This is a genomic window from Candidatus Thermoplasmatota archaeon, assembly GCA_038884455.1.
Taxonomy (GTDB): domain Archaea; phylum Thermoplasmatota; class E2; order DHVEG-1; family DHVEG-1; genus JAWABU01.
The window spans coordinates 1-22,173 of the sequence record JAWABU010000012.1 but is presented as its reverse complement, the minus strand read 5'-3'; the positions used below and the strand labels follow the sequence as shown (position 1 = coordinate 22,173).

The following is a 22,173-nucleotide window of genomic DNA, read 5'->3' as shown; positions in this document are numbered from 1 at the left end:
TTTTCGATATATATTTAATAACTTTTTCGATTCTTGGATATGATATGAAAGAAATCGAAGTAAAAATTCTTGAGATCAATCAAAAAATTGTAGAACAAAAATTATTATCCCTCGGAGCACAAAAGATATTCGATGGTTTGATTGTTACTGTTTTTTTTGATTTTCCAGATCAGCGATTAACAAAAAATAAAAATCTATTACGTTTGAGGAAAAAAGGATCAAAGACCTTGCTTACGTTAAAACAATCGGTGCATGATATATCCATGAAGGTCATGCAGGAATACGAAGTGGAAATCTCAGATTTTGAGAATATGAAAACAATCTTAGAATATCTTGGATTTCAACAATTATTAACAGTTCATAAGCACCGTATCAGTTACAAATATAATAATATCCTCTGTGAGATAGATATTCACACGGATGAATTTTCATATATTCCTCCGTTTCTTGAAATTGAGGCGGAAACCAAAACAAGTATCTATGAGTGCGCTCGGAAGTTAGGGTTTAACAAAGCAGATTGCAAACCCTGGAATTTTTATGATGTTGTTCAATACTATTCAAAAAAAGACAGAAATTCAATACATGTCATCTCTATATAGACTATGTTCAATACATTTAAAATTATCATTGGTATGTAGAGTTGGTATTGATCACTATGAACCGAGATTCATTAAAAATGAACGAAGATCCTGAGTTAAGTCTCATCCAGAAAAAAGTTATACCGATTGATGAACTTGAAGATCAATTAGAACAACGCAGCGTTCAAGATAACGTACTCGATGATCCTGCATTGTATATTAACCGAGAGTTGAGTTGGCTCCGGCTCAATGAACGTATTTTTGAAGAGGCGTGCGATAAAACTCATCCGTTACTGGAACGAGCAAAATTTTTAGCTATCTGCGGGAGTAATATCGATGAGTTTTTCATGGTACGGGTGTCTGGTTTGAAACGTCAATTATCTCGAGGTGCTTTAAAAGTTCCCCTTGATGGTATGACAACGACTGAACAACTAAAAACAATCAGAAAAGAGGTATCGCAGCTCTTTGAACGATATGAGAACTGCTGGAATGAAATCGTTTCAGACTTAGAAAAAGAAGGAATCTATATAAAAAAGGTTCAGAAGCTTTCAAAAAAACAAAAAACAGCGTTGAAAAAATATTTTGAACAGATGATTTTCCCAACATTAACACCACTTGCTTTAGATTTTTCACATCCTTTTCCTTTTTTATCTAATCTAAGTTTAAATCTTGCAGTCGTTATCAGAGATGCAAAAAACCAGGAGAAATATGCGCGTGTAAAAATATCTTCAGATTTGTTTCCTCGTTTCGTGCCTGTTCCAAGTGAGCAAAATGAAGAAAAAAATCAACTTCACAATGAACAAGAAGTAATTCCTTTGGAGTATGTATTGCTTGAAGATTTAATTGCAACAAATTTAGAAGTGTTATTCCCTGGCTTAGACATCGTTGGAGCATATAGTTTTCGAGTCATTCGTGATGCAGAGATTTCAATTTCAATGGATCAAGCAGCAGATTTATTAACAGCCATTGAAGAAAGTATCGAGACCCGGAAGGTTGGCTCTCCTGTTTGCCTTATGGTCGATGGGTCAATGCCGCAGCAACTCCAAGCTCTTTTTATGAAAAATCTTGGACTATCTCACGATTTTGTCTATCCAGTGAACCGACCGCTTGGATTGGTTGATCTCTGGCAGTTGTTACGGATTGATCGACCTGCATTGAAGGATACGCCATTTTTACCGTTTACCCCTCCTGAGCTTCGCGAAGATAGAAATATTTTAGATGCACTGACAAAAAAAGATTTTGTCCTCTATCATCCCTATGACAGTTTCAATATTTTTATTAATTTTTTGAAACAAGCAGCAAATGATCGCAATGTGTTAGCAATTAAAATTACGATGTATCGTATTGCAAAGAAATCTCCAATCATTGACGTCCTTATGGAGGCTCGGCAAAATGGTAAAGACGTGACGGTGCTTGTTGAATTAAAAGCAAAATTTGATGAAGAAAATAACATCAACTGGGCGCGGTCGTTAGAACAAGCCGGAGTCCATGTTGTGTATGGATTAGTTGATTTAAAGGTTCATGCAAAAATTTGTTTAGTGGTGAAGAAAGAAGGAGATAAGATTATTCGTTTTTGTCATATTGGCACTGGTAATTACAATGAGATTACTGCACGGGTGTATGGAGATTTAGGATATTTTACGTGTAATCCTGCTGTTGGTGCTGATCTTTCTGATCTGTTTAACTCATTAACTGGGTATTCCTCTAAGGATGAATATTCAACGTTGATTGTCGCTCCGAAGATGATCCGTCGCGAGATGATCCGTCGTATTGAACGTGAGATTGAGATTCATAAAAAAGAAGGAAATGGATATATTGCGTTGAAGATGAATGGACTTGTCGACGCTGAGATTATCAAAGCATTATACCGTGCGTCAATGGCCGGTGTTAAAATTGATTTGAATGTTCGAGGATTATGTTGTCTTCGACCAGGAATTAAGGATATTAGCGAAAATATTACTGAAATATCAATTATCGGACGATTTTTAGAGCATGCTCGGATGTATTATTTTAGAAATGGAGGAAATGATGAACTGATCATCGGAAGTGCTGATATGATGCCTCGGAATCTTGATCGCCGTGTTGAGGTGTTATTTCCTGTTCCTGATCCCCGATTACGGAAAGCGATTCTTACCCATATGTTGCAGATTCATCTGAAGGACACCGTTAAAGCCCGTCGTTTACTTCCTGATGGCGTGTACGTGCGGGTCCATCCAACAGATGATAAAGAAATGTTGAATTCTCAACAATGGTTAGTGGATCATCGAGGCATATGGCATGAACGTGAATAATCACGAAACAGTTCTTATGTCATCAGAGGATAGAACATCACCAGATCGATATGATACACGGTTTGCCGGAGCATCGCTGAATCGCTTTGTTGAAACGATGGAACAGATCATTCAAAGCGGTTATCAAGAACATGATATAGAATTTGTTCATAAGCTCCGGGTGACATCTCGGCGTATTCGTGCTGCTCTATTCGTATTTAAAGATGTTTTTTCAGCTTCAGAATGGAAACGATGGAACACTGCTATTAAAAACATCACTCGATCACTTGGCGTTGCTCGTGATACTGACGTTCAAATAGAATTTCTAGCTCAACTGCTGTTAAAACTTCCTGAAGAAAATATGCGCCCAGGTGTAGAATATCTTGTACAGCATCATCGTCAGTATCGAGAGGAGCTCCAGAAATCTGTTGAAAAAACGCTGGATGAGTTAAAACAACACAATATTCTTTGTGAGATGAAGGATGCATGTTCAAAGTTGTATGATTGTTCTCAAAAGTTTGAGATAGGAGATCTCCCGGTAGATATTTTTATCGACGCGCATAAAAGAATTAAAAAGAGATATAAGGAATTCATAAAACTAAGTTCCTGTCTTGAAGATGAAACCGCGGTTAAAAAACATCATAAACTACGAATTGCCGCAAAACGACTGCGGTACACGCTTGAAATTTTTCAACCACTCTATGCAGATGAGTTAGTAAAAAATAAGCTTGATGTGGTGAAAAATCTCCAGGACAGTTTAGGATTACTGCATGATTATGACGTGTGGATTGAATACATCCCGACTTTTATTGACGTTGAAAAAGAAAAAATGTTACTCAACAAAATACCAATTGAGACCATCACCAATATAGAACGAGGACTGTTATTGTTTCTGTATTATATTCGAGAAAAACGACAGGAACAATTTGCAGAACTTACTACCACCTGGCATCAGCTGAGGGACAGTAAATGGTTTGATGAGTTTTCTGATTTTGTCACGTATCGTTTTATTTTTCCCACAGAGTATCGGACGAGGCTTGCGTTTCTTTCTGATGTGCATGGGAATCTACATGCTCTTTCAGCGGTTATTCGAGATGCACAAGAACAAAAGGTTTCACTTTTTTTCCATGCAGGTGATGCTGTTGGATATGGTGCATATCCTGATGAAGTCGTGTCGTGTTTAAGAGAACTCCCTGGTTTTCATATTTTAGGAAATTATGACGATGAGGTGTTGCACTATAAAGCAAAATCTCTTATAAAAAACGATAATGTGAAGGAAATCGCTCGTCATTACGCTCGGGTGAATTTATCAAAAGAGAACATCGATTTTTTAAAGAAATTACCAAAAGAGTCACGTTTTATGATTGGTGAAAAAATTTTTGCGATGTATCACGGTACCCCTGAGTCACAGCATGAGGCTATCGAAAAAACATCTCCTGACAGTTATCTGCAGAAACAAGTTGAAATCGCTCGAGCGCATGTGATTATCACCGGTCATTCTCATGTTTTCCTGAATAAATCGTTTAAAAATGTGTTATTTCTCAATCCGGGTAGTGTTGGGCGACCTGGCAATTATGATGCTCGAGCTATGTATATGATTGTGGATACCTATCCATTTTCGGTTCAGCAGCGGCTTGTTGAATATGATGTGATAGCTGCGGCTGAGGCGATCCGGCAAAAAAAACTACCTGAATCGTTTGCGCAGATGTTTCTGCGAGGTGTTTCATTAGACGTGATTCTTGAAGAGGAGGAACACTACGAAAGTACACATCGGAGAAAGATGTTTTTTAATTCATTTCGTTCTCAGATGAACCAAACAAAGAAGAAAAAAATTGTGGAAAAAATTGCTATCCACTATGATCAATATCCTCGTCACTCAAAACAGGTAACCTTGCTTTCATTGCGGTTATTTGATGCCTTACAAGACCTCCATGGTCTTGGAGAAAAAGAACGGTATTATCTAGAATGTGCTGGTTTCCTGCATGATATCGGTTGGTCGCTTGGTCAGGTTGGTCATCATAAAGCATCGTTAAAACTAATTTTGAATAATCAGAAACTTCCATTTTCAACGCGTGAACGGTATATCATCGGGTGTATTGCTCGGTATCATCGAAAAAAACTGCCACAGAGCACCCATTATCCTTTCACCGAGTTATGTTCTGAGGATCAAAAAAAGGTACGATATTTAGCAGCACTCTTACGTGTTGCTGATGCGTTAGATGTATCACATTCCTCGGTGATTCATGATATTCAGATTGTTTGTTATGAGCAGAAGGTGATCATTGAATGTCTCATGGAGGGGATAGGAGAATTAGAAATAAAAGCAGTCGACAAAAAAAAGGATTTATTCGAAAAAATGTTCAACCGGACGTTGGAGCTTCGTTGCCGACCTCGTCTGAACAGCAGACCGGTAAAGTCGTTTCCTTTATTGACATAGGAACAAATTCAATACGGTTGATTATTGTTCGTATTAATCCGAATCAGTCGTATGCGATTCTACGTGAGGAAAAAGAATCTGTTCGACTCGGTGAAAAAGTTTTCAAGACAGGATATATCAATCAGAAAACAATTGACTATGCCGTATTAGTGGTGAAAAAATTTGTTGAAGCGGCAAAAGGCTTTGGTTCCTCTGAGATTCATGCGGTTGCAACATCAACAGCTCGTGAAGCATACAATCGTCTTGATTTTATTCAACGTTTATCCTCAGAGGCAAATGTTGACGTTCGTATTATCTCTGGAAAAGAGGAAGCTCGATTGATCTATTTTGGACTTTCTAGTGGCGTACATCTTCAAAACAATATCGCGGTTTTTATTGATATTGGTGGGGGAAGTACCGAGATTATCATCGGTGATCAAAAAAACTTTTTTGATTTAGAAAGCCTTGGTCTTGGAGCTATTCGACTCAAAGATATTTTTTTATCAGATAGCGTAGAGAAGCCAATATCTGAGGCTGTGTATAATGATATGAAACGATTTGTAAAAAAGAAAATGATTCGTGTTATTGAACGGGTGAATCCACAACTCATCCAGATGGCAATAGGAAGTTCTGGGACAATTATCAATCTTGCTGAAATCACCGCTAAGTATCATGGTCATGATATCATCAAAAACAATCTGACGTTAAATTATAAAGAATTGAAAAAAACAATTCAGATGTTATGTACCATTCCATTGAATAAACGCCGGGAGGTTCCAGGGATTAATCCTGAACGTGCAGATATTATTATTCCAGGTGCTGTAATTCTTGACTGTTTTATGGAAGATTTTAACATCAAAGAACTTATCGTTAGTTATCGAGATCTTCGCCATGGTATGATTATTGATTATTTAGAACGACATGAGGGATATACACACCGGACCACCTTATCAGTTCGTGAGAGCAGTGTTCTACAACTTGCAAAGCTCTTTAATGTGAATATGACGCATGCTCGAACTGTTGAAAGTATCGCAATTCAATTGTTTGAACAAACGAAGAAACTGCGCCTTCATACGTACGGTGATGCTGAATTGGAGTTGTTGCGGTATGCCTCAGTGTTGCATGATATCGGGAATTTCATATCTTTTAGAAGTCATCATCTGCATTCTCATTATATTATTAATAATGCAGAGTTGTTAGGATTTGATCAAACCGAGATTGAAATCATGGCGACCATTGTTCGATATCATCGGAAAAAATTGCCGAAAAAGAAGGATTTCATGATGACGCAACTAAGTCGAAAAGATCAGCAGCTTGTCTCAGTTCTATCGTTTATTCTTCGATTAGCAGAAAAACTTGATCGTAGTCATGCACATCTTGTTCGAAACGTGCGTTTGAAACAAGGGAAAAAAGATACTCTTTCATTGATTCTGTCCTGTGTTGATGGTCAGTGTGAGTTAGAACGGTGGAGTGTTTCTGCTGATTGTGAGGCGTTTGAAAAAATCTTTGGGATGCCCTTGGAAGTTCTTGTTGAGTAAAAAAAGACAGGAAAGTACGAAGGAGGAGGAGGTGAGGTGGACGGGATGCACATTAATACGACGTACTTTCCTTGGAGAGCAGCATCGTCATATTTTTGATATTTGTTTAGTTGTTTTTATTAATTTGTCCAATAAAGTATATAGAGCATTGTTTTTTCTATAGATGTATTGCGTACTATGTATGTCATGTCAATTTATTGTTTTTCTACAGCAAATCCTTTTCTTATTGTTCGTTGATGATGATCTTGGTTGTATGATGAAACATTTGAGAAAATCTGATAAAACCGTAAAAAAACCACGATTTGAATATGGTTGTTTTCGTGAGGATGAATGGATTTTTCAATTAAAAGCTGCTGATGGTTCGTTGTTACTGCAGAGTGATCCATATACATCAGAAGAAGATTGCCTTGTTGCAATTGAACATATTAAGATGAATAGTTGTTTAGCGCATATAGTTCGGGTTCAGTCACTTGAACAATATTAAAAAAAATTATTTTTTTGTTGGTTTTTGATATGTGCTATTAGAACAGTGATATCATCGGTACTCCCGTTTTTTCGTGCTTTTTCAACGAGTTTTTGACATGCTTCTTTTGGTTCGTACCCTCGTGCGATTGCCGCAAGTTCTGCATCAGGGACAAAGTCACTGAGTCCATCTGAACACAGGAGAAGTATCGAGTCGTTAATGAGTTTTCTGTGAAGTTGTAGATGTAATTGTTGGGTGATTCCTAATGCTTGCGTGATCCGGTGTCGTTCAGGATGGGTGAGAGCTTGCTCTTCAGTAATGATGCCAAGATCAACAAGTTCCTGAACAAGAGTATGATCTTTGGTTTTCCATATGGTGTCGTCGATGATGTATGCTCGGCTATCGCCGACATGAGTTATCAATGCTTTTCCTGATGTTCGGTCAATGAGACATGCTACAATAGTGGTTGCCATTTGTTTTTGTTGTTTTTCTCCTTCCATGAGAATTGATCGATGAACTTGTTCAATTGAGTTGAGTAAATCTATTGATGTATGTGTTTTTAGAATGCTCTGAAAGCTTTGGAGTGCAGTAGTACTTGCTTTTTTTCCCCCGGGTAATCCGCCGACACCATCTGCAATAGCAAACAAAATGTAGTTGTTATTTTGTTCAATGATATAGCTATCTTCATTTTCTGGTCGTTTTGTTCCTTTTTCAGAAACCACATGATAGTACATAGTTATCATTTTTTATCCGAATCGTCCGGTGACGTATTTTTGAGTGAGTTCTTCTTTGGGTTTTTCAAAAATATTTTTTGTCTGATCAAATTCGATCATTTTTCCGAGATACATATATGCGGCGTAGTCACTGATACGTGCTGCTTGTTGCATGTTATGGGTAACGATGACGACAGTGTACTCCTTTTTGAGATCGTTCATGAGGTCTTCGATTTTAGCTGTTGCGATCGGATCAAGTGCGCTGCAGGGTTCATCCATGAGAATAACTTCTGGTTCTATGGCAAGTGCTCGTGCGATGCAGAGTCGTTGCTGTTGTCCTCCTGAGAGTCCCATGGCTGATTCATGGAGTCGATCTTTGACTTCATCCCAGAGTGCTGCTTTCTTTAAGGTATATTCAACGAGATGGTTGAGTATTTTTTTATCGGTTACTCCCTGCATTCGTGGACCATAGGCGATGTTATCATAAACACTTTTTGGGAAGAGGTTTGGTTTTTGGAACACCATGCCAATTTTGCGTCGTATCTCAACAACGTTTGTATTTTTATCGTAGATGTTTTGTCCGTCAAAAATTACTTTTCCGGTGATTTTGCAGTCGTCGATGATGTCGTTCATACGGTTGAGACATCGGATCAGAGTTGATTTGCCGCATCCTGAGGGACCGATAAGTGCGGTGATTTTGTGTTCTGGGATTTGAAGTGAGACGTTGATAAGTGCTTGCTTGTCGCCATACCAGAGATTCAAGTCGTCAATGGTTATCTTTGGTTTTTTACTTGCAGCCATATGAAAAACATTTCCTGATGAATTTTATGGTTCTAATTTAAATGAAGTCGTCCCTTTCATTCCGTAGTTATCAGATACGGTGAGGTTAACCCAGTATTTGTAGGTAGTTGGGTTAAAACCAAAGTTTGGATCAACCTGGGCTTTTCGTCCTGCGAAGTGTTGATAGTTGTTTGGTGGTTGTTTCGATATGTTGGTTACGTTCCAGTTCCATTTTATGATATAGCCATCACCTGGATGATCTGAGGCTGAACCATCAAGGACGTAATAGGAATTTCCTCCAGGTAGTGATTCTACATCGATTTTGATGATTGCTGTTGGTGGAATGAATGTTTTTGTGAATTCTTTTCCAAGGTTTGTATAGAGTGAAAACGTGATTGCATCGTTTTGATAGATAGGAGTGGTGAGATACACATCAGTTTGAATATTTGATATGTTGATGAGTATTTGTTCTCGTGATTGTATTTTAAAGCGTTGGTTGATTTCAGGGAACAGTTGTTTTCCAGGGTTACCATCGTTTGGGGCAGCTGGATTGCCGTTGTTGTCTGGATTTTTGTCTATTATATCATCGTTTGAACTGTCATATTTTTTATTATCATTAGCATCGCGAAAGATATACGGTTCATTCATGGTATCATATGCGATCAGTCCACCTTTATCAGTATACGTTGGTTGTGCGTCAATACCGTTGTTATCATAATCAAGGTCGATAATGATGTCTCCTATCGAGTAGGTATGATCATTGTTTTTATCGAAGAAGATATACGGATTCTGTGTAGGAGTGGAATCTAAAGCATACAGACCGCCCAGTAGGAATGCTCCAGTGGCTGATGATATTTGCCATTCTTCTTGTGTTGTATCGCATCTTTGAACAACAAAATGCCGGATATAATTGGTGTTGATTTGAAGCGATGTTATAATCGAGTCGTCAGCGTGGAGGTTTGCGATGGTGAAGGTGATACTTTTTAATTGTTGAGAGGTCGATTCATAGGAGGGATTTGATATCGAAAGTATTTTAAGTTCTTCAAGGTCTCGTTTGAGTTTTGCGTATTCTGCTTCCATGAGTTCCTTCTGTTTCTGGCTGGTGAATACGGCAAATGCGGTTGCTGCTGAGACGACGATAACGGTAAGCATGAGTGCCCCAATAATTATAGAAACTGCTTGAGTGGCATGGTGAAATTGTTGCATACAGAGTGTGTTAATTTTTTGTCTATCTTAAAATTATACCTCATAAAGTATACAGTGAATATAGTTCTATATAGATATGTATGGTTTCTATAGATTATATTCAATATGTTTAATAATTATTGAGCAGTATATTATAAAAAATATAGGTATGCATACTATGGGGATTCCGATTTCTATTCCTGGTTTAGATCAATTTATTCATGAAATCCCAAAGGGTAATATTATTGTTATTCAAGGGACGATTGATCCAATCAAAACGATTTTTACTCAGATTCTCGCTGGTTTTGCGCAGAAACAGAAAAAAGAAGTTATTTATATCTCATCACGAGCTAAAGAAGAAATCTGCGCTGAGCTGTTGGAGTATACTGGTTCGTCACATTTTCAGGTAGTTGAAGAACGTTCTCATCAGCATTGGAAGGATTTTGTGAAAAAAGATGTGGTGTTGATTATCGATTCTTTTTCGTATCTTGTTCTCGATAAATCATTATCTGAGGTTCGGATGATTCTTGAGGAGCTCGATAGTCTCTGTAAGCAAAATAACACCATACTTTTATTGACGTTGGAGTATGGGATGCTTGATGAAAAGGTTCAAATAACGATTGGTCATCTTGCTGATGGTATTATCCAGTTTTTAACCAAAGAAACGTCGAGCGGTATTGCTCGTTTCATTCGGATTTCAAAATGGATGAACCGGAATTCATTTACAACGAATATTTATTATACGTTTGATGGCACACGAATCAATGTTGATCTTCGTGCTCGTGTGACGTAGGATGTGAATACGAACTATGGTGAAGACAGGATATGAACGATATGGCCTTAGTGGTAACCCATTTCGAGATTTATCAAGTGAAAGTTTAGAAAATGTTGATATCTTCCATGTAACTCAGCGTATCGATGAAGATCTTGCAAGAATTCGTGAGGAGGTTTTTTACAAGGAAAACAAAGCTGTGCTTGCGGTACTTGGAGGTCTTGGTGCTGGGAAAACAGAAAGATTGCTGTTGGTTGCAAACGAAGCGAAACGGAATAAAGCGTTTTATGTGTTTCAAAATATGACCTTTGAGACGCGTTGGATGGTTGAAGGGATTCTTGATCTGATTATTTCGCAGACGAAACTTGGGTTTTTTTCTCGAGTTTTTGCACCGCCGAAATGGTATAAAGCAGTGGTGAAAAAACGGAAAAAAGCTGAAAAACAGTATGATCCTGACAAGGCAGGACGTGTAATTGCTGAGGCGTTGAATCAGAATATTCCTTCTTTTTTGTTGATAAACGACTTTCATCATCTCGCACAGGTTGAAGATGCAGATCGGTTTTTGCATGTGTTACACGTCTTGATTGATCATATTAACCCTGGTGTGATGATCATGATTAGCTGTGATCAAATGTTTTTTGAATCACTTATGGAATCACATCAATCGCTGCATGAGCGGATTAACCGGAAGATTGTGTTATCGCCGCTGAGTGATCAGGAAGCACAGTTAATGATTGCAAAGCGCTTATTGGAAAAACGGTTGGTTGATGATGTTGATCCATTGTATCCGTTCACCCCAGGGGGTATAGCGTTTATGAATCTTGAAGTTGCTGGAAATCCCCGTCATTTACTCAAACTTGCTGATGTCGTAATTGATTATGCAGCAAAGAAACGGTGTATTATGATTGATGATGTTCTCGTAAGTGAAGTTTTGACCATGATCAAAGAGCAAAAACTTGCGGTTCCTGAGGATCAACAAACTGAAATGGTATGTATCCCTCTTAAAAAAGAGATACCCTTGAGAAAACCTGATAAGAAAGAACAACCGCAGCATACGGTATCTCGTTTTTCTCTTAAAAAGGATCAGACTACGAAGAAAAAACTATTAAAAAAAAAGAATAGGTCTTCTGGAGAATCAAAATTTTTGGTAGATCCAGCTGTTCAGACAACCATGCCAAAAGAAGAAGGGTCTGATACCATTGATAAAACAATGGTGAAGATCTCCTGTCCGATGTGCCATAAAACATTTACCTCTGAATTGAATGGAAAAAACGGTGTTCTGCGTTGTCCGTATTGTGATTTTATAGGCTCAGTTACAGAATAAAAAAAGTATTTTTTAGTTTTCTCTTTTTTGAATTGTTTTATAGTATGAGTACTGCGAAGAATACTATCGATACAGCTGTTAAAATTAATGAATGAATTAATCCGTATTTGATTTTTCCATCAACAAGCATGCCCATGAGTGTTCCCGTACCAAGTGAGTTAATGATCATCAGATGGAGGAATCGTCGTTTCATGGTTTCAATCGTCATTCTGCTGATCGCTGATGAGGTTTCGGTGGATTCAAGCGAGGTGACTCCGAGCAGTGAGATGTTCATTGAACCCATCGAGGGAAACATAATAATAAGTTGATATAAGATAATTAAAAGTACTGCAAACGCTATGTATATCGTGGTGATTTGTGCGATGAGTTGTCGTCTGCGTTCAAGACTAATTTTGATGAAATCGTCCATATCTTTTGCAGTTCGGTAGATCACCAGGGATGTTTCTCCGCCGATTTTTGACGCATCGCCGATGAGTGTTGCATATCGTTTGACAAGTTCGCTTTTGATTGGTCGAACCATAACGGTCATAACTTCATCAAACGGTCTGCCAAGTTTAATATTTTCAGCTGCTTTCTGAAGATGATCTTTGAGAATTCCTTTACTTGTTTTTGATAGTTCAATGACTGCTTTGGTTGGATCAAGTCCTCCACGCATCGCTTCAGCAATTTCAAAGAGAAACTGTGCAAAAGCTTGTTCATATCTGCTGATGGTTCGGCGTTCGATGATTGCTGCGATGGTATAAGGGAGGAGTGCGACGAAAAGACCGATGGTGAAAAGGTATTCAGGCATGAATGGTGCTTCAGTGAGGTTTCGTGAGGTATATGCAAGGCCGAATACAATGATGAAAAAACCTATGAGGAGAGGTATGTAAAGAGTGACGACCTCTTTTTGAATTGGATGTTTGATGAAGAATTTTTTAAATGTGAATCGTCGTGTTTTCTTTAAATACAGTATCGTTATGATAAAGATGATGAATGTGAGGAGCATTCCATAGATGATGTAGGTAATGATGGTAAAGAGATCAAATCCTTCTTCGCTCGTTGTTTGTTGGGTGGTATCAACAGTGAACGTCCAGGTTTTGGTGATTCGGTTGTTGTAAATATCTTGAAGTTCTATGGTGACAGTGTGGTTGCCGTTGTTGAGTTTTAAAATTTGAGGTACTTGGTATGAGATAAAATTGGATGTGATTATAGTTTCTTCCCAGTCGGTGACGTCAATGAGGTTGACGTAGAGTTTGATGCGATCAAGTGCGACCCCTGAGGTATCAGCATATTCTACTTTGATGAGCGGTGTTTGATTGGTAATGGTTTCAGTATCCAATGGTGTAATCATAAGAATAGTTGGTGGCTCGGTGTCGTCTTGTGCTGAACTGAAGGTTATGATGAAAAAGAACAGCAGAAGAATAATGATGAGTGTTTTTGTTGTGTGCATAGGTGATTACCCGGTTTTTGAGTAGGCCATAGCTATAATTGAGTTTATGATGATGAGGGCAACTGGGATTAATCCATAGGAGAGCAGTAGCAGGAGCGAGTCAGCGGTTAATGGTCCGATGGATGACTGCATAACGTCGAGGAGGAATGCAGCAATGCCGAGGAATAAGACGCCAATGAGGACAAGACTTGAATACATTTCTGAGTAGGTTGCCAGTTTTTCGATGAATTCTTTTTGAATGTCTCGTTTAATCTGCAAGGTGATGTCTGCTTTGGATCGCAGGTATGCATCTAAGTCTCCACCTTGGTGCATCATATTGCAGAGATCCCAGAGTGTTTCTCGGAAGAGAGGAGATGGTGTTTCTTTTGCGGTTTCACTGAGTGCGGTGATGATGTCTTTTCCTTCGACGTCGATTTTTGAGATGATCTTTCGGAATTCTGAGGTCATAGCTGGGTCGCCACTTCGTTGTGCCATATGCCGCATGATTTTAATCGGAGTTAATCCCGTGCTTGCAAGAATTGATAGTTCACTGAGGACATAGGGAAGTTCATGGTTGATTTGTGATTTCCGTGAGGATATTTTTGAGTTCATGACGAAAAAAAACATCAAGATGGTTAACCCGGTTGTTAACCCGGTTAACCCAAGGGTGTAGTACCACCAGGTTTCATTTCCGAGAATGATGACGAAAAGAAGACTGTAGACGAGCAGTGAGCATCCCAGGGTGATGAGTGCGGTGATAATGATGGTTGCATAAAATACCGCGGGTGTGTATTTCATGTTTGCCATCCGGAGTTTATCGTGGATTGAACCCGGCTTTTCAGTCGGTTTGATATATTTTCCAAGGATACGAAAACAGAATGCTTTGTACTTCTCTGTAAACATTTTGATATACTGTTTTTTTTTGAGGTTTGATGGTTTGGTTTTTTGGCGCATAGAAATATTTACCGTAGGGTTGCTTCTAATTCAAGGGTTGCTTTTGTAGGGTCAACATAGTACATGTTGATTGCTTTGCTCACATCTTTATAGTAGGTGAGACTATGTTTATTCATGAGTTGAAGGTAGTGTTCTTTTCGTTTGAGCTCATTCATGACGTCTTGGATGTCTTTGCCGGTTTCTTTTGCGATTCGTTCAAGGATGAAACTACGGCCACTGTAATGGAAAAAATCTCCTTTTGGGTTCCATTGGAATGCATCATGGGTGAGGAGGTTGTTGGTATCTGGGTCGATTTCAAGGATTTCAACGATACTTTTAACCCGTCGGACGCGTTTTCCGTTGACAAAAACTTGACCTTGGAAGGCAACTGCATCAAGGCTTTGAAACAGTACCCGAGGGATGTTCATTGGTTCGTTTTCAACACGGTGGAGGAGTTCTTCAATACCTCCAGCATGAACCGTGCTCATGGATGAATGTCCAACAGCAATTGCTTGGAACAGCGTAAATGCTTCTCGTCCTCTGATTTCACCAACGATGATGTACTCAGGTCGTTGGCGGAGTGCTGCGACGAGAAGATCAAACATGTCGATGGTTCCAGGTCCACCACCAGATGATGATACTCCTGAGATACCGGAGATCCCAGAGATGCCAGAAACTCCAAGCATTTTTCCGTATCCTTTTCTGGCGACTGATTGGATCCAGTTTTGATGGTCGATGTGGATTTCCGGGGTGTCTTCGATGCTGACGATTTTGTCTTCTGGTCTAATGAACATACATAAGGCGTTGAGAAGGGTTGTTTTTCCACTGGCGGTTCCTCCGCTCATCAGAAGTGATTTTTTATGTTCGATGAGATGCCAGAAATACGCGAGTTGAAGTGTTGATATTGACCCAAATCTGAGCAGATCGATAGGTGATATCGGGTCATAGCTGAATTTTCTGATGGTAAAGGTTGATCCTTTCCTGGTGACTTCTGAGCCGAGGGTAAGGTTGATTCGACTACCGTCAGCAAGCACTGCATCAAGGATTGGTTGGTAGACACTGATGTGTTTTCCTGAGATTTGAGCTAGTTTGAGGATGAATTTGTTGAGTTCAAGTTCGCTTGGGTAGACCACATTGGTTTTCATTGATCCAAAGACACGATGATACAGGTACAAAGGTGTTTTTGGTCCGTTGCAGCCGATATCCTCGACAAATGGGTCTTTGATGATCGCATCACTTCGACCAAGTCCGATGAGTTCTTTTTGAAGATAGTACAACATGATCGGTCGTCGTCGTTCATCAATGGTAATATCATACAGATCTATAATATCAAGGAATCGTTTTTCAAGGTAGCTTTTGAGTTCTTTGGAAATGGTAAACATGCCTTCTTCATCAACAGGAAGGTTTTCTTCATCCATGGTTGTTTCGATTTTCTGTTTGATGAGATCAAGTTTTTGCAGTTCATCGTCTTTAAGTTTTGGTTCTTTGAGCAGATAGTTGAATTCACCTTGTTTTTGATCAAAAAGTATGTTGACGAAGGCAAACGGTGGGTTGATTGGATAGGTGACGTTGACGTTGCTTTTGTTGCGTTCGAATTCTCGTCGCATGAAGCTGATTTCTTCTTGTTGGATGAGTTTTTCTGAGATTTCGCTTTTCGGCAGAAAGTGTTTTTCAAGGCTTTCTGCTTTCTTTTTCAGTAATTCTCGGTATTTGGTGTCTAAGAGTTTGGTGACTTGAAGTTCAGTCTCATCCTGTTTTTTGAACATTTTTGAGATATTTTCAAATCGTGGTATAGGCATGCCTCCAGACAGTTCTTTTTATTCGATTATCTAAGCATTCTCTATGATAGGTTTTCTATTAAAGTATGCTGTATAGAAACCCTATAGTAAACCATAGTCTATGTAGTTTCTATAGGGTCTCCTGTGATTCTCATTGACTTGGGGTTCTGTACTTGCTCTATATTTTTTATTTAAGCAAGTTTATTAAAAAAAGACTTTGTTGCTGTGTCTTGGGTGCGAAAGAAGGGTTTCTTTTTTCGTAGCCAATGTTTGGATTTGTGAACCTGACGGTGTTGGGGGATGGATCCAACTACAAAAACACAAAAAACCTGAAAAGGAGGCAACAAAACCATGAATAAAAAACAACAAATCATGAAAAGGGTAGTGCGAAACGCCCAGGCGGTCTCGCCGATCATAGCCACCTTGATGCTCGTACTCGTTGCAGTAGGGGCAGCTGGTGCGTTCTATGTCTGGCAGAGCGGCTGGCAGAAAGATGTGCAATCAAAAACCGGTGGTGCCGGCGAGTTACAGGCATCATTAATCATTGGTGGTAGTACAACCGTGTATGAGTTCGGAGCAGTCGCTGCTCAGTACTTCCAAGGCGCCAATCCAAACTATAAGGTAAATGTTCAGAAAGGTGGTTCTGGTGCTGGTATCGCAGCGGTCGGGACCGGTGCAATTGATATTGGTATGTCCTCAAAACCATTATCAGCCAGTGATAAGACCAAATACCCTGATCTGAACAATGATGGTCAAAAAGATATCGGAAAAGAACTCGTAGAGACAGTTGTAGCATATGATGCGGTTGTTATCATTGTTCCATCTACCAGAACTGAACTCGTCAGCATCCACGAAAATGTTATCGGTGCGATCTATTATAAGAATGGAGGAGCAACGACAACGTCAATACCACAGAAATATTCAGATGTAATAACCAAGTTAGATGGTATAGTAACTGGTCAATCTGCTGATGGGAAAATTCAGTGGAATGAAGTACCGATAAGTATTGCCAAATACAATGAAGTCATTGTTTCTGGTTACACTTACCAAGCAGCTGATTTCTGCACAGGTAATACTGTAGTAAAGATATATGATCGATCTGATGTATCAGGGACCGAAGACACCTTCTCAAAACACTTCCTTGACACCGGCAAAGAGACTCTTGAAGAAGCTGGAATCACTGCAAACCATGTTGAAAGCAACCAGGTTATGGTTACCACAATCGCAGCTGATGGAAACAGCATTGGATTCGCTGCATATGGTGTAGCAAAAGCAGCCAGCGGTATCCGCATGCCAATAATGCGCCTCAGCGCAGATTCTATCGATGTTGACCCAACCTCATCCAACTTTGTCACCCAAGCAAAGAACTTACAGACAGAATGCGCCAAGAAACTCTACTTCATCACCGTCGGCCAACCACAGAACGACATCAAAGTCTTCATCGACTTCTGCCTTGCACCTGAGATGAACTCACAGATCTGCAAAGCAGGCGGATACATCAGCAAATACTAGACACCATAACAAAAATACAACAACAATGGACCTCCTCAGAGGTCCAAATCTCTTTTTTTTATCTATATGCTCTATATAGATTATTATAGATTATGTGTGATTTCTTTATATAAAAACGAACACGTCACCTCTACAGATGAAGGTAAAAAACATTCAGATAAGACTACCTTTACTAATTGTTATACAAATTCTTAGCTTTTTCTTCATCATTCTCCCCTCTGTATTGAGTTTTAATTCATTCCTCCTCATCATCATTTTTCTTTTACTCGAAACATTAACATTTCTCCCGATTCTCACCAAAAAACCAAGAAGATATTTCTACATGCTCTGGGAACTCCAACTCTTCCTTATAATACTGCTCATGCTTTTGTTCCAATTTAAAAGCACGTTTCAACTCACTAAAGAACCTCAACCCATCACTGTAGCATTTTTCCTCGTCATCCTTCTCATCATTGAAGCCATATTTCTGTTATACTTCTTCCTCGGTGAACGAGTAATCAAAAAAATCCTGTTATTTTTTTCGATTTCAACCACAATCCTCGTTATGCTCATCATCGCTTTTGTTGCAAATGAAGGAATGCACACATTCTCCCATACCAACCCTGTTGACTTCATCACCGGAACAGAATGGAAACCATACTACCAGGAAGACCTTTTCAACACAATCACTCTCGTCACCGAAGTCCAACCATACCACCTCACAGTATCCACCAACGAAACAGACCTCTACATCCAACCATATACCACAAAACATGTTCACATATATGCAAAAAACAGCGGTGGATCCACAGACCACTACCAGGTACACATTCCAGATATACCAACAATGAGCATCAAGGTACAACCAGTATATTTCCTTCTAAACACATCAGAATCACAACAAATAACCCTTTCAATAACATCTACCATAGAAACAACAGTCAGTTGCCCAGTCACTATTACCTCATTAGCAACAGCGCAAAACATCACGTTCATGTTAAACATCACCTGCACACAACATGGGGTCGACATAACACCAGATAATATCCTACATCATGGGCACAGCCAAGATGCAGATACTATACGTCCACAACTCACCATAAAAAATACAGGGACAACACAAGACACCTACCTAATCACTATACAATCACCAGATATTTTTACTCCCTCAATAGAAGCAGAAGGTATTGAATGGAACTATACTACCTCATCATGTCAACTAACCCTTCAATCAAATGAAACCATCACAGCCATACTCACACCACGACTTTCATATACTGGAAAAGAAATAGAGGGAGCATACATACTCATAACCACGATAACCTCCCAACTTCATCCAGAGATAAAAGATACAAACATCTTCACATTTATTTACCATGACGCCCCAAATATTTTCGATATAGACACACCAATAAAATATATATCCAAAAACAACAGTATAACATATAGATTAAACATAAAAACACTTTCAGATGAAACTTTACAACTCCAGATACAAGGCATCAATCCACGTTTTTCCACAAGATTTCATAATCAAAACACAACACTACTCACTGGGGAAGGAACTGTAGAGATAGAAACAAATACAAGCGAACAAATCAATCTTTTCTTAACAGTAACAGCGACAGATACTGCAGTAACCGGTGATCGCCAAAACCTCACTATAACTCTACTTCGATCTGGGACACAACCCGTATTTGGGATACTACCATTTATTGTTGGAACACTTGCAACAAGTTTTCTTGCCATCTTCTTTGCAGTCCCATTAGCACTTGCCTGCGCCATCTACCTTTCAGTATACTGCCGTAAAAGAATAGCGCAATTCCTTAGATCACTCTTTGAACTCCTCGCAGGCATACCTTCAGTGATCTATGGTCTGTGGGGGTTTTTAGTTCTAGGACCTATCTTAGGAAATCATATATTTCCCTTCTTCGGTCAGGAATCGCTCTTCGGAGAATCTATCCTCACCGCATCGATCATTCTGAGCATCATGATCCTACCAATAATTCTTACGCTATCTCAAGATTCCATTCAAGCAGTCAAAAATGAATTAAAAGAAGGATCATACGCACTAGGAGCAACACGATGGCAAACCATAAGACGCATCATTCTCCCTGGAGCAAAATCAGGTATCATTGCTTCCATTATTCTTGCACTAGGAAGAGCGATAGGAGAAACTATGGCGGTACTCATGATTATGGGACCCGTGACAAAAATGCCACATTCAATCTTAGAACCATCAGGAACCATGTCATCAGTCATCGCAAGCACCCTTGGATGGGGATTCAACTCTGATGTAATACGACATGCCCTATTCACCGTTGCCCTTATCCTATTTATCATGATTTTTTTACTCAACATCATCATCTACATCATACAAAAAGAAAAGAACCAAAAATCAAGAAAAATGCGATGCCTTCAAGAAATAAAACAAAAAATTATTCAACTCTACGAGACAAGGAAAAAAGAAAAAACTACCGCATCACAAAAAAAGAACCAATTTACCATTATCGAATATATTAATACGCCTTTACAAAAGGAAAAAAATAAGAAACCATCACTTTTTTCAAAAACAATTACGACCTCAAGTAAGAAAGCACTACAACAAGAAAAAATCATAATAATAGTACTTGTAGGTGCGGTTATATTCGTCGCATCATTCTTTTTTTTCATCATAGGTGACGTCATAGTAAAAGGTGGTGCATCGTTACGCTTTGAGTACCTTATCCAAAGAGAAATCCACCAACCCTTGGGTTCAGGTGGTTTTGCAAACGCATTTATAGGGTCTCTTCTTCTCGTAGGAATCGCGATTGGATTTGCAACACCACTAGCACTCGGGGCAGCAATCTACACACAAGAGTACGTTAGTTCAAAAAACAAACTCACAAAAATAGTTCTCTTTGCATCAGACACCCTCGCAAGTACACCATCAATTGTCTACGGCGCATTCGGCTTTATCTTTTTTGTCTTATATCTGCGATTCGGATTCTCTTTACTTGCTGGTGGTCTAACACTAGGGATAATGATCATTCCACTCATGCTGAGAAGTAGTATTGAAGCACTGAAAAGTATACCAAATGACTATCGTGAAGGATCCTACGCTCTCGGTGCAACGAAATGGCAAACTATCCAGCATATTATACTACCGCCAGCCTCCCCGATGATTTCTAGCGGCATTATCATCTCTATTGGCCGAGCGATCGGTGAAACTGCTGCGGTCATGTTCACCGCTGGTTACACGGCGCATATTGTCACCTCGTTTCTCGCTCCTGCGGCATCCATGCCAAATCTCATTTACAATTACTTCCAGCTTGGAACAAAATACCCTGCTCTTGCTGAAAAAGTCTATGCAGCAGCATTCCTCCTTATCCTTCTTGTCCTTTTATTAAATTCAATCGCAAAAATAATCGCATATAGAGCATCCCGAATGATGAAACATTAAACACTTAAGACATCACTATTATAAAAAGCAGAAACTGAAAAATTATAGCCTCTATAGATTTCTGTAGATTTCATGTTTTATTGAGAAATACTTTATATCACAACAGCTCTTTTGTTCATCTGCACGGAAGGAATGATCTATGGTAGCGCTCATTGAATACTGGCAATCTGAAGAAGACGGACAGTGGTATTTTCACCTCAAAGCACCCTACGACGGCATTATCGTCCAAAGCGTAGGATATCAAAGCGAAGAAGATTGCCTTATAGGTATTGAATAACTAAAACAATACGCGGAACTAGCTGTTGTATCGCCTCAGCATATGGTATCATGCTCATAAAAAACCAAAGAGGATTGAACATCATGGTACATCACGAATGGATCGAACAAAAACTCATCCAACTCGAAAATGATCGCTGTAACAACCAATGGACAGAGATCCGGGAACGCCAACTCCAGTTCCTCCGAGAACTTTACTCCAGTGGAAATTTCGCACAGTATACTCTAGAAAACATCATCGAACAACTTGTTCTCATTTTTCATGGATATTAACCCAGATCATATACCAGATAGATACTAGACCTCTTGCGAAATAGCAATTTTTAACCCCTAGCATATATCTTCTACATCGGATGGGATGTAGAGATGCTGACCTATGAAAAATTATCAAGAAAGCCCGGGATGTTCCACACATTCACCGGGCTAACACCTAAGGAATTTGACAAAATATACACGCAACTGGAACAGCGATATACTCAGTATGAACAGAAACGATTAACCCGAAGAAAGAGAAAACGAGCAATCGGTGCAGGAAGACCCTATAAACTCCCACTCAAGGAACGAGCCCTGATGCTGTTGATGTACTATCGACTGTACATTACCTACAGTCTCCTTGAATATCTCTTTGATCTGGACCAAAGCAATGTCTACCGAGACATTGCTCTCATTGAACCAGTGCTTAAAACCTGCATTCCGATACCAGAAAAGATGACAAAAAGAACACGAAGAATAGGAACACTAGAAGAGCTGCTTGAGTTATATCCTGAAATGAAAGCATTTCTTGATGCAACAGAACAGGAGAT

The 22,173-nt window shown here is 39.2% G+C and carries 18 protein-coding genes; 12 read left to right on the top strand and 6 right to left on the bottom strand.

Annotated features, from left to right (window positions below; all coding sequences use genetic code 11):
- The first annotated feature begins 44 nt into the window (after positions 1-44).
- From cyaB to QXL17_03285, 5 genes are all read left to right on the top strand, one after another.
- Entirely contained in the window at positions 45-599 is a 555-nt protein-coding gene (cyaB, locus tag QXL17_03305; GenBank protein ID MEM4258163.1) for a class IV adenylate cyclase, read from the top strand.
- Positions 600-655: 56 nt separating this feature from the next.
- The gene (gene ppk1, locus QXL17_03300) at positions 656-2,869 is read left to right on the top strand and encodes a polyphosphate kinase 1 (GenBank protein MEM4258162.1); all 2,214 of its coding nucleotides are present in this window, start codon (positions 656-658) and stop codon (positions 2,867-2,869) included.
- Positions 2,856-5,285, top strand: coding sequence for a CHAD domain-containing protein (locus tag QXL17_03295; protein MEM4258161.1), 2,430 nt, complete (start codon positions 2,856-2,858; stop codon positions 5,283-5,285). The genes ppk1 and QXL17_03295 overlap by 14 nt, the downstream gene beginning before the upstream one ends.
- A complete protein-coding gene (locus tag QXL17_03290) occupies positions 5,231-6,802 on the top strand; it encodes a Ppx/GppA phosphatase family protein (protein ID MEM4258160.1) in 1,572 nt (523 codons plus the stop codon). Before QXL17_03295 ends, QXL17_03290 begins: the two co-directional genes overlap by 55 nt.
- A gap of 253 nt (positions 6,803-7,055) precedes the next feature.
- The gene (locus QXL17_03285) at positions 7,056-7,286 is read left to right on the top strand and encodes a YegP family protein (protein MEM4258159.1); all 231 of its coding nucleotides are present in this window, start codon (positions 7,056-7,058) and stop codon (positions 7,284-7,286) included.
- Here QXL17_03285 and QXL17_03280 read toward each other — a convergent pair.
- Genes QXL17_03280 through QXL17_03270 form a run of 3 tightly spaced genes read right to left on the bottom strand, consistent with a single transcriptional unit; the run spans position 7,283 to position 9,964 of the window.
- Complete coding sequence (locus QXL17_03280) at positions 7,283-8,008, bottom strand: SpoIIE family protein phosphatase (GenBank protein MEM4258158.1); 726 nt, start codon at positions 8,006-8,008, stop codon at positions 7,283-7,285. The two genes, QXL17_03285 and QXL17_03280, sit on opposite strands and share 4 nt — an antisense overlap.
- Positions 8,009-8,011: 3 nt before the next feature.
- Positions 8,012-8,779: a phosphate ABC transporter ATP-binding protein PstB gene (gene pstB / locus QXL17_03275; GenBank protein ID MEM4258157.1), complete on the bottom strand. Its 768-nt coding sequence runs from the start codon at positions 8,777-8,779 to the stop codon at positions 8,012-8,014.
- 24 nt (positions 8,780-8,803) lie between these two features.
- Positions 8,804-9,964 (bottom strand): hypothetical protein, encoded by a 1,161-nt coding sequence (locus QXL17_03270; protein MEM4258156.1) that lies wholly within the window; start codon positions 9,962-9,964, stop codon positions 8,804-8,806.
- Positions 9,965-10,121: 157 nt separating this feature from the next.
- On the opposite strand from QXL17_03270, the gene QXL17_03265 reads away from it, so the two are divergent.
- Positions 10,122-10,736 carry a hypothetical protein gene (locus QXL17_03265; protein MEM4258155.1) on the top strand — a complete coding sequence of 205 codons (615 nt, stop codon included), beginning with the start codon at positions 10,122-10,124 and terminating at the stop codon, positions 10,734-10,736.
- Positions 10,737-10,752: 16 nt separating this feature from the next.
- A complete protein-coding gene (locus QXL17_03260) occupies positions 10,753-12,039 on the top strand; it encodes a hypothetical protein (protein MEM4258154.1) in 1,287 nt (428 codons plus the stop codon).
- 37 nt (positions 12,040-12,076) lie between these two features.
- On the opposite strand, the gene QXL17_03255 is transcribed toward QXL17_03260, so the two are convergent.
- Genes QXL17_03255 through QXL17_03245 form a run of 3 tightly spaced genes read right to left on the bottom strand, consistent with a single transcriptional unit; the run spans position 12,077 to position 16,182 of the window.
- Positions 12,077-13,471 carry a type II secretion system F family protein gene (locus QXL17_03255; protein ID MEM4258153.1) on the bottom strand — a complete coding sequence of 465 codons (1,395 nt, stop codon included), beginning with the start codon at positions 13,469-13,471 and terminating at the stop codon, positions 12,077-12,079.
- Between the two features lie 6 nt (positions 13,472-13,477).
- Positions 13,478-14,404, bottom strand: coding sequence for a type II secretion system F family protein (locus QXL17_03250; GenBank protein MEM4258152.1), 927 nt, complete (start codon positions 14,402-14,404; stop codon positions 13,478-13,480).
- An 8-nt stretch (positions 14,405-14,412) separates the two neighbouring features.
- A complete protein-coding gene (locus QXL17_03245; GenBank protein MEM4258151.1) occupies positions 14,413-16,182 on the bottom strand; it encodes a type II/IV secretion system ATPase subunit in 1,770 nt (589 codons plus the stop codon).
- Between the two features lie 330 nt (positions 16,183-16,512).
- Here QXL17_03245 and QXL17_03240 point away from each other — a divergent pair, with 330 nt between their 5' ends.
- The 5 genes from QXL17_03240 to QXL17_03220 all read left to right on the top strand — a co-directional run.
- Entirely contained in the window at positions 16,513-17,673 is a 1,161-nt protein-coding gene (locus QXL17_03240; protein MEM4258150.1) for a substrate-binding domain-containing protein, read from the top strand.
- 322 nt (positions 17,674-17,995) lie between these two features.
- The gene (gene pstC, locus QXL17_03235; GenBank protein MEM4258149.1) at positions 17,996-21,094 is read left to right on the top strand and encodes a phosphate ABC transporter permease subunit PstC; all 3,099 of its coding nucleotides are present in this window, start codon (positions 17,996-17,998) and stop codon (positions 21,092-21,094) included.
- Positions 21,095-21,233: 139 nt separating this feature from the next.
- Positions 21,234-21,371 carry a YegP family protein gene (locus QXL17_03230; protein MEM4258148.1) on the top strand — a complete coding sequence of 46 codons (138 nt, stop codon included), beginning with the start codon at positions 21,234-21,236 and terminating at the stop codon, positions 21,369-21,371.
- Between the two features lie 83 nt (positions 21,372-21,454).
- Complete coding sequence (locus QXL17_03225) at positions 21,455-21,643, top strand: hypothetical protein (protein MEM4258147.1); 189 nt, start codon at positions 21,455-21,457, stop codon at positions 21,641-21,643.
- Positions 21,644-21,736: 93 nt separating this feature from the next.
- On the top strand, positions 21,737-22,173 hold a 437-nt coding region (locus QXL17_03220), incomplete at its 3' end, for a transposase family protein (protein ID MEM4258146.1).

Bases quoted from the DNA above. Each gene is read 5' to 3' on its own strand.
- cyaB (MEM4258163.1), top strand. From the start codon at position 45: ATGAAAGAAATCGAAGTAAAAATTCTTGAGATCAATCAAAAAATTGTA.
- ppk1 (MEM4258162.1), top strand. From the start codon at position 656: ATGAACCGAGATTCATTAAAAATGAACGAAGATCCTGAGTTAAGTCTC.
- QXL17_03295 (MEM4258161.1), top strand. From the start codon at position 2,856: ATGAACGTGAATAATCACGAAACAGTTCTTATGTCATCAGAGGATAGA.
- QXL17_03285 (MEM4258159.1), top strand. From the start codon at position 7,056: ATGATGAAACATTTGAGAAAATCTGATAAAACCGTAAAAAAACCACGA.
- QXL17_03280 (MEM4258158.1), bottom strand. From the start codon at position 8,008: ATGATAACTATGTACTATCATGTGGTTTCTGAAAAAGGAACAAAACGA.
- pstB (MEM4258157.1), bottom strand. From the start codon at position 8,779: ATGGCTGCAAGTAAAAAACCAAAGATAACCATTGACGACTTGAATCTC.
- QXL17_03270 (MEM4258156.1), bottom strand. From the start codon at position 9,964: ATGCAACAATTTCACCATGCCACTCAAGCAGTTTCTATAATTATTGGG.
- QXL17_03265 (MEM4258155.1), top strand. From the start codon at position 10,122: ATGGGGATTCCGATTTCTATTCCTGGTTTAGATCAATTTATTCATGAA.
- QXL17_03260 (MEM4258154.1), top strand. From the start codon at position 10,753: ATGGTGAAGACAGGATATGAACGATATGGCCTTAGTGGTAACCCATTT.
- QXL17_03255 (MEM4258153.1), bottom strand. From the start codon at position 13,471: ATGCACACAACAAAAACACTCATCATTATTCTTCTGCTGTTCTTTTTC.
- QXL17_03250 (MEM4258152.1), bottom strand. From the start codon at position 14,404: ATGCGCCAAAAAACCAAACCATCAAACCTCAAAAAAAAACAGTATATC.
- QXL17_03245 (MEM4258151.1), bottom strand. From the start codon at position 16,182: ATGCCTATACCACGATTTGAAAATATCTCAAAAATGTTCAAAAAACAG.
- QXL17_03240 (MEM4258150.1), top strand. From the start codon at position 16,513: ATGAATAAAAAACAACAAATCATGAAAAGGGTAGTGCGAAACGCCCAG.
- pstC (MEM4258149.1), top strand. From the start codon at position 17,996: ATGCTCTGGGAACTCCAACTCTTCCTTATAATACTGCTCATGCTTTTG.
- QXL17_03230 (MEM4258148.1), top strand. From the start codon at position 21,234: ATGGTAGCGCTCATTGAATACTGGCAATCTGAAGAAGACGGACAGTGG.
- QXL17_03225 (MEM4258147.1), top strand. From the start codon at position 21,455: ATGGTACATCACGAATGGATCGAACAAAAACTCATCCAACTCGAAAAT.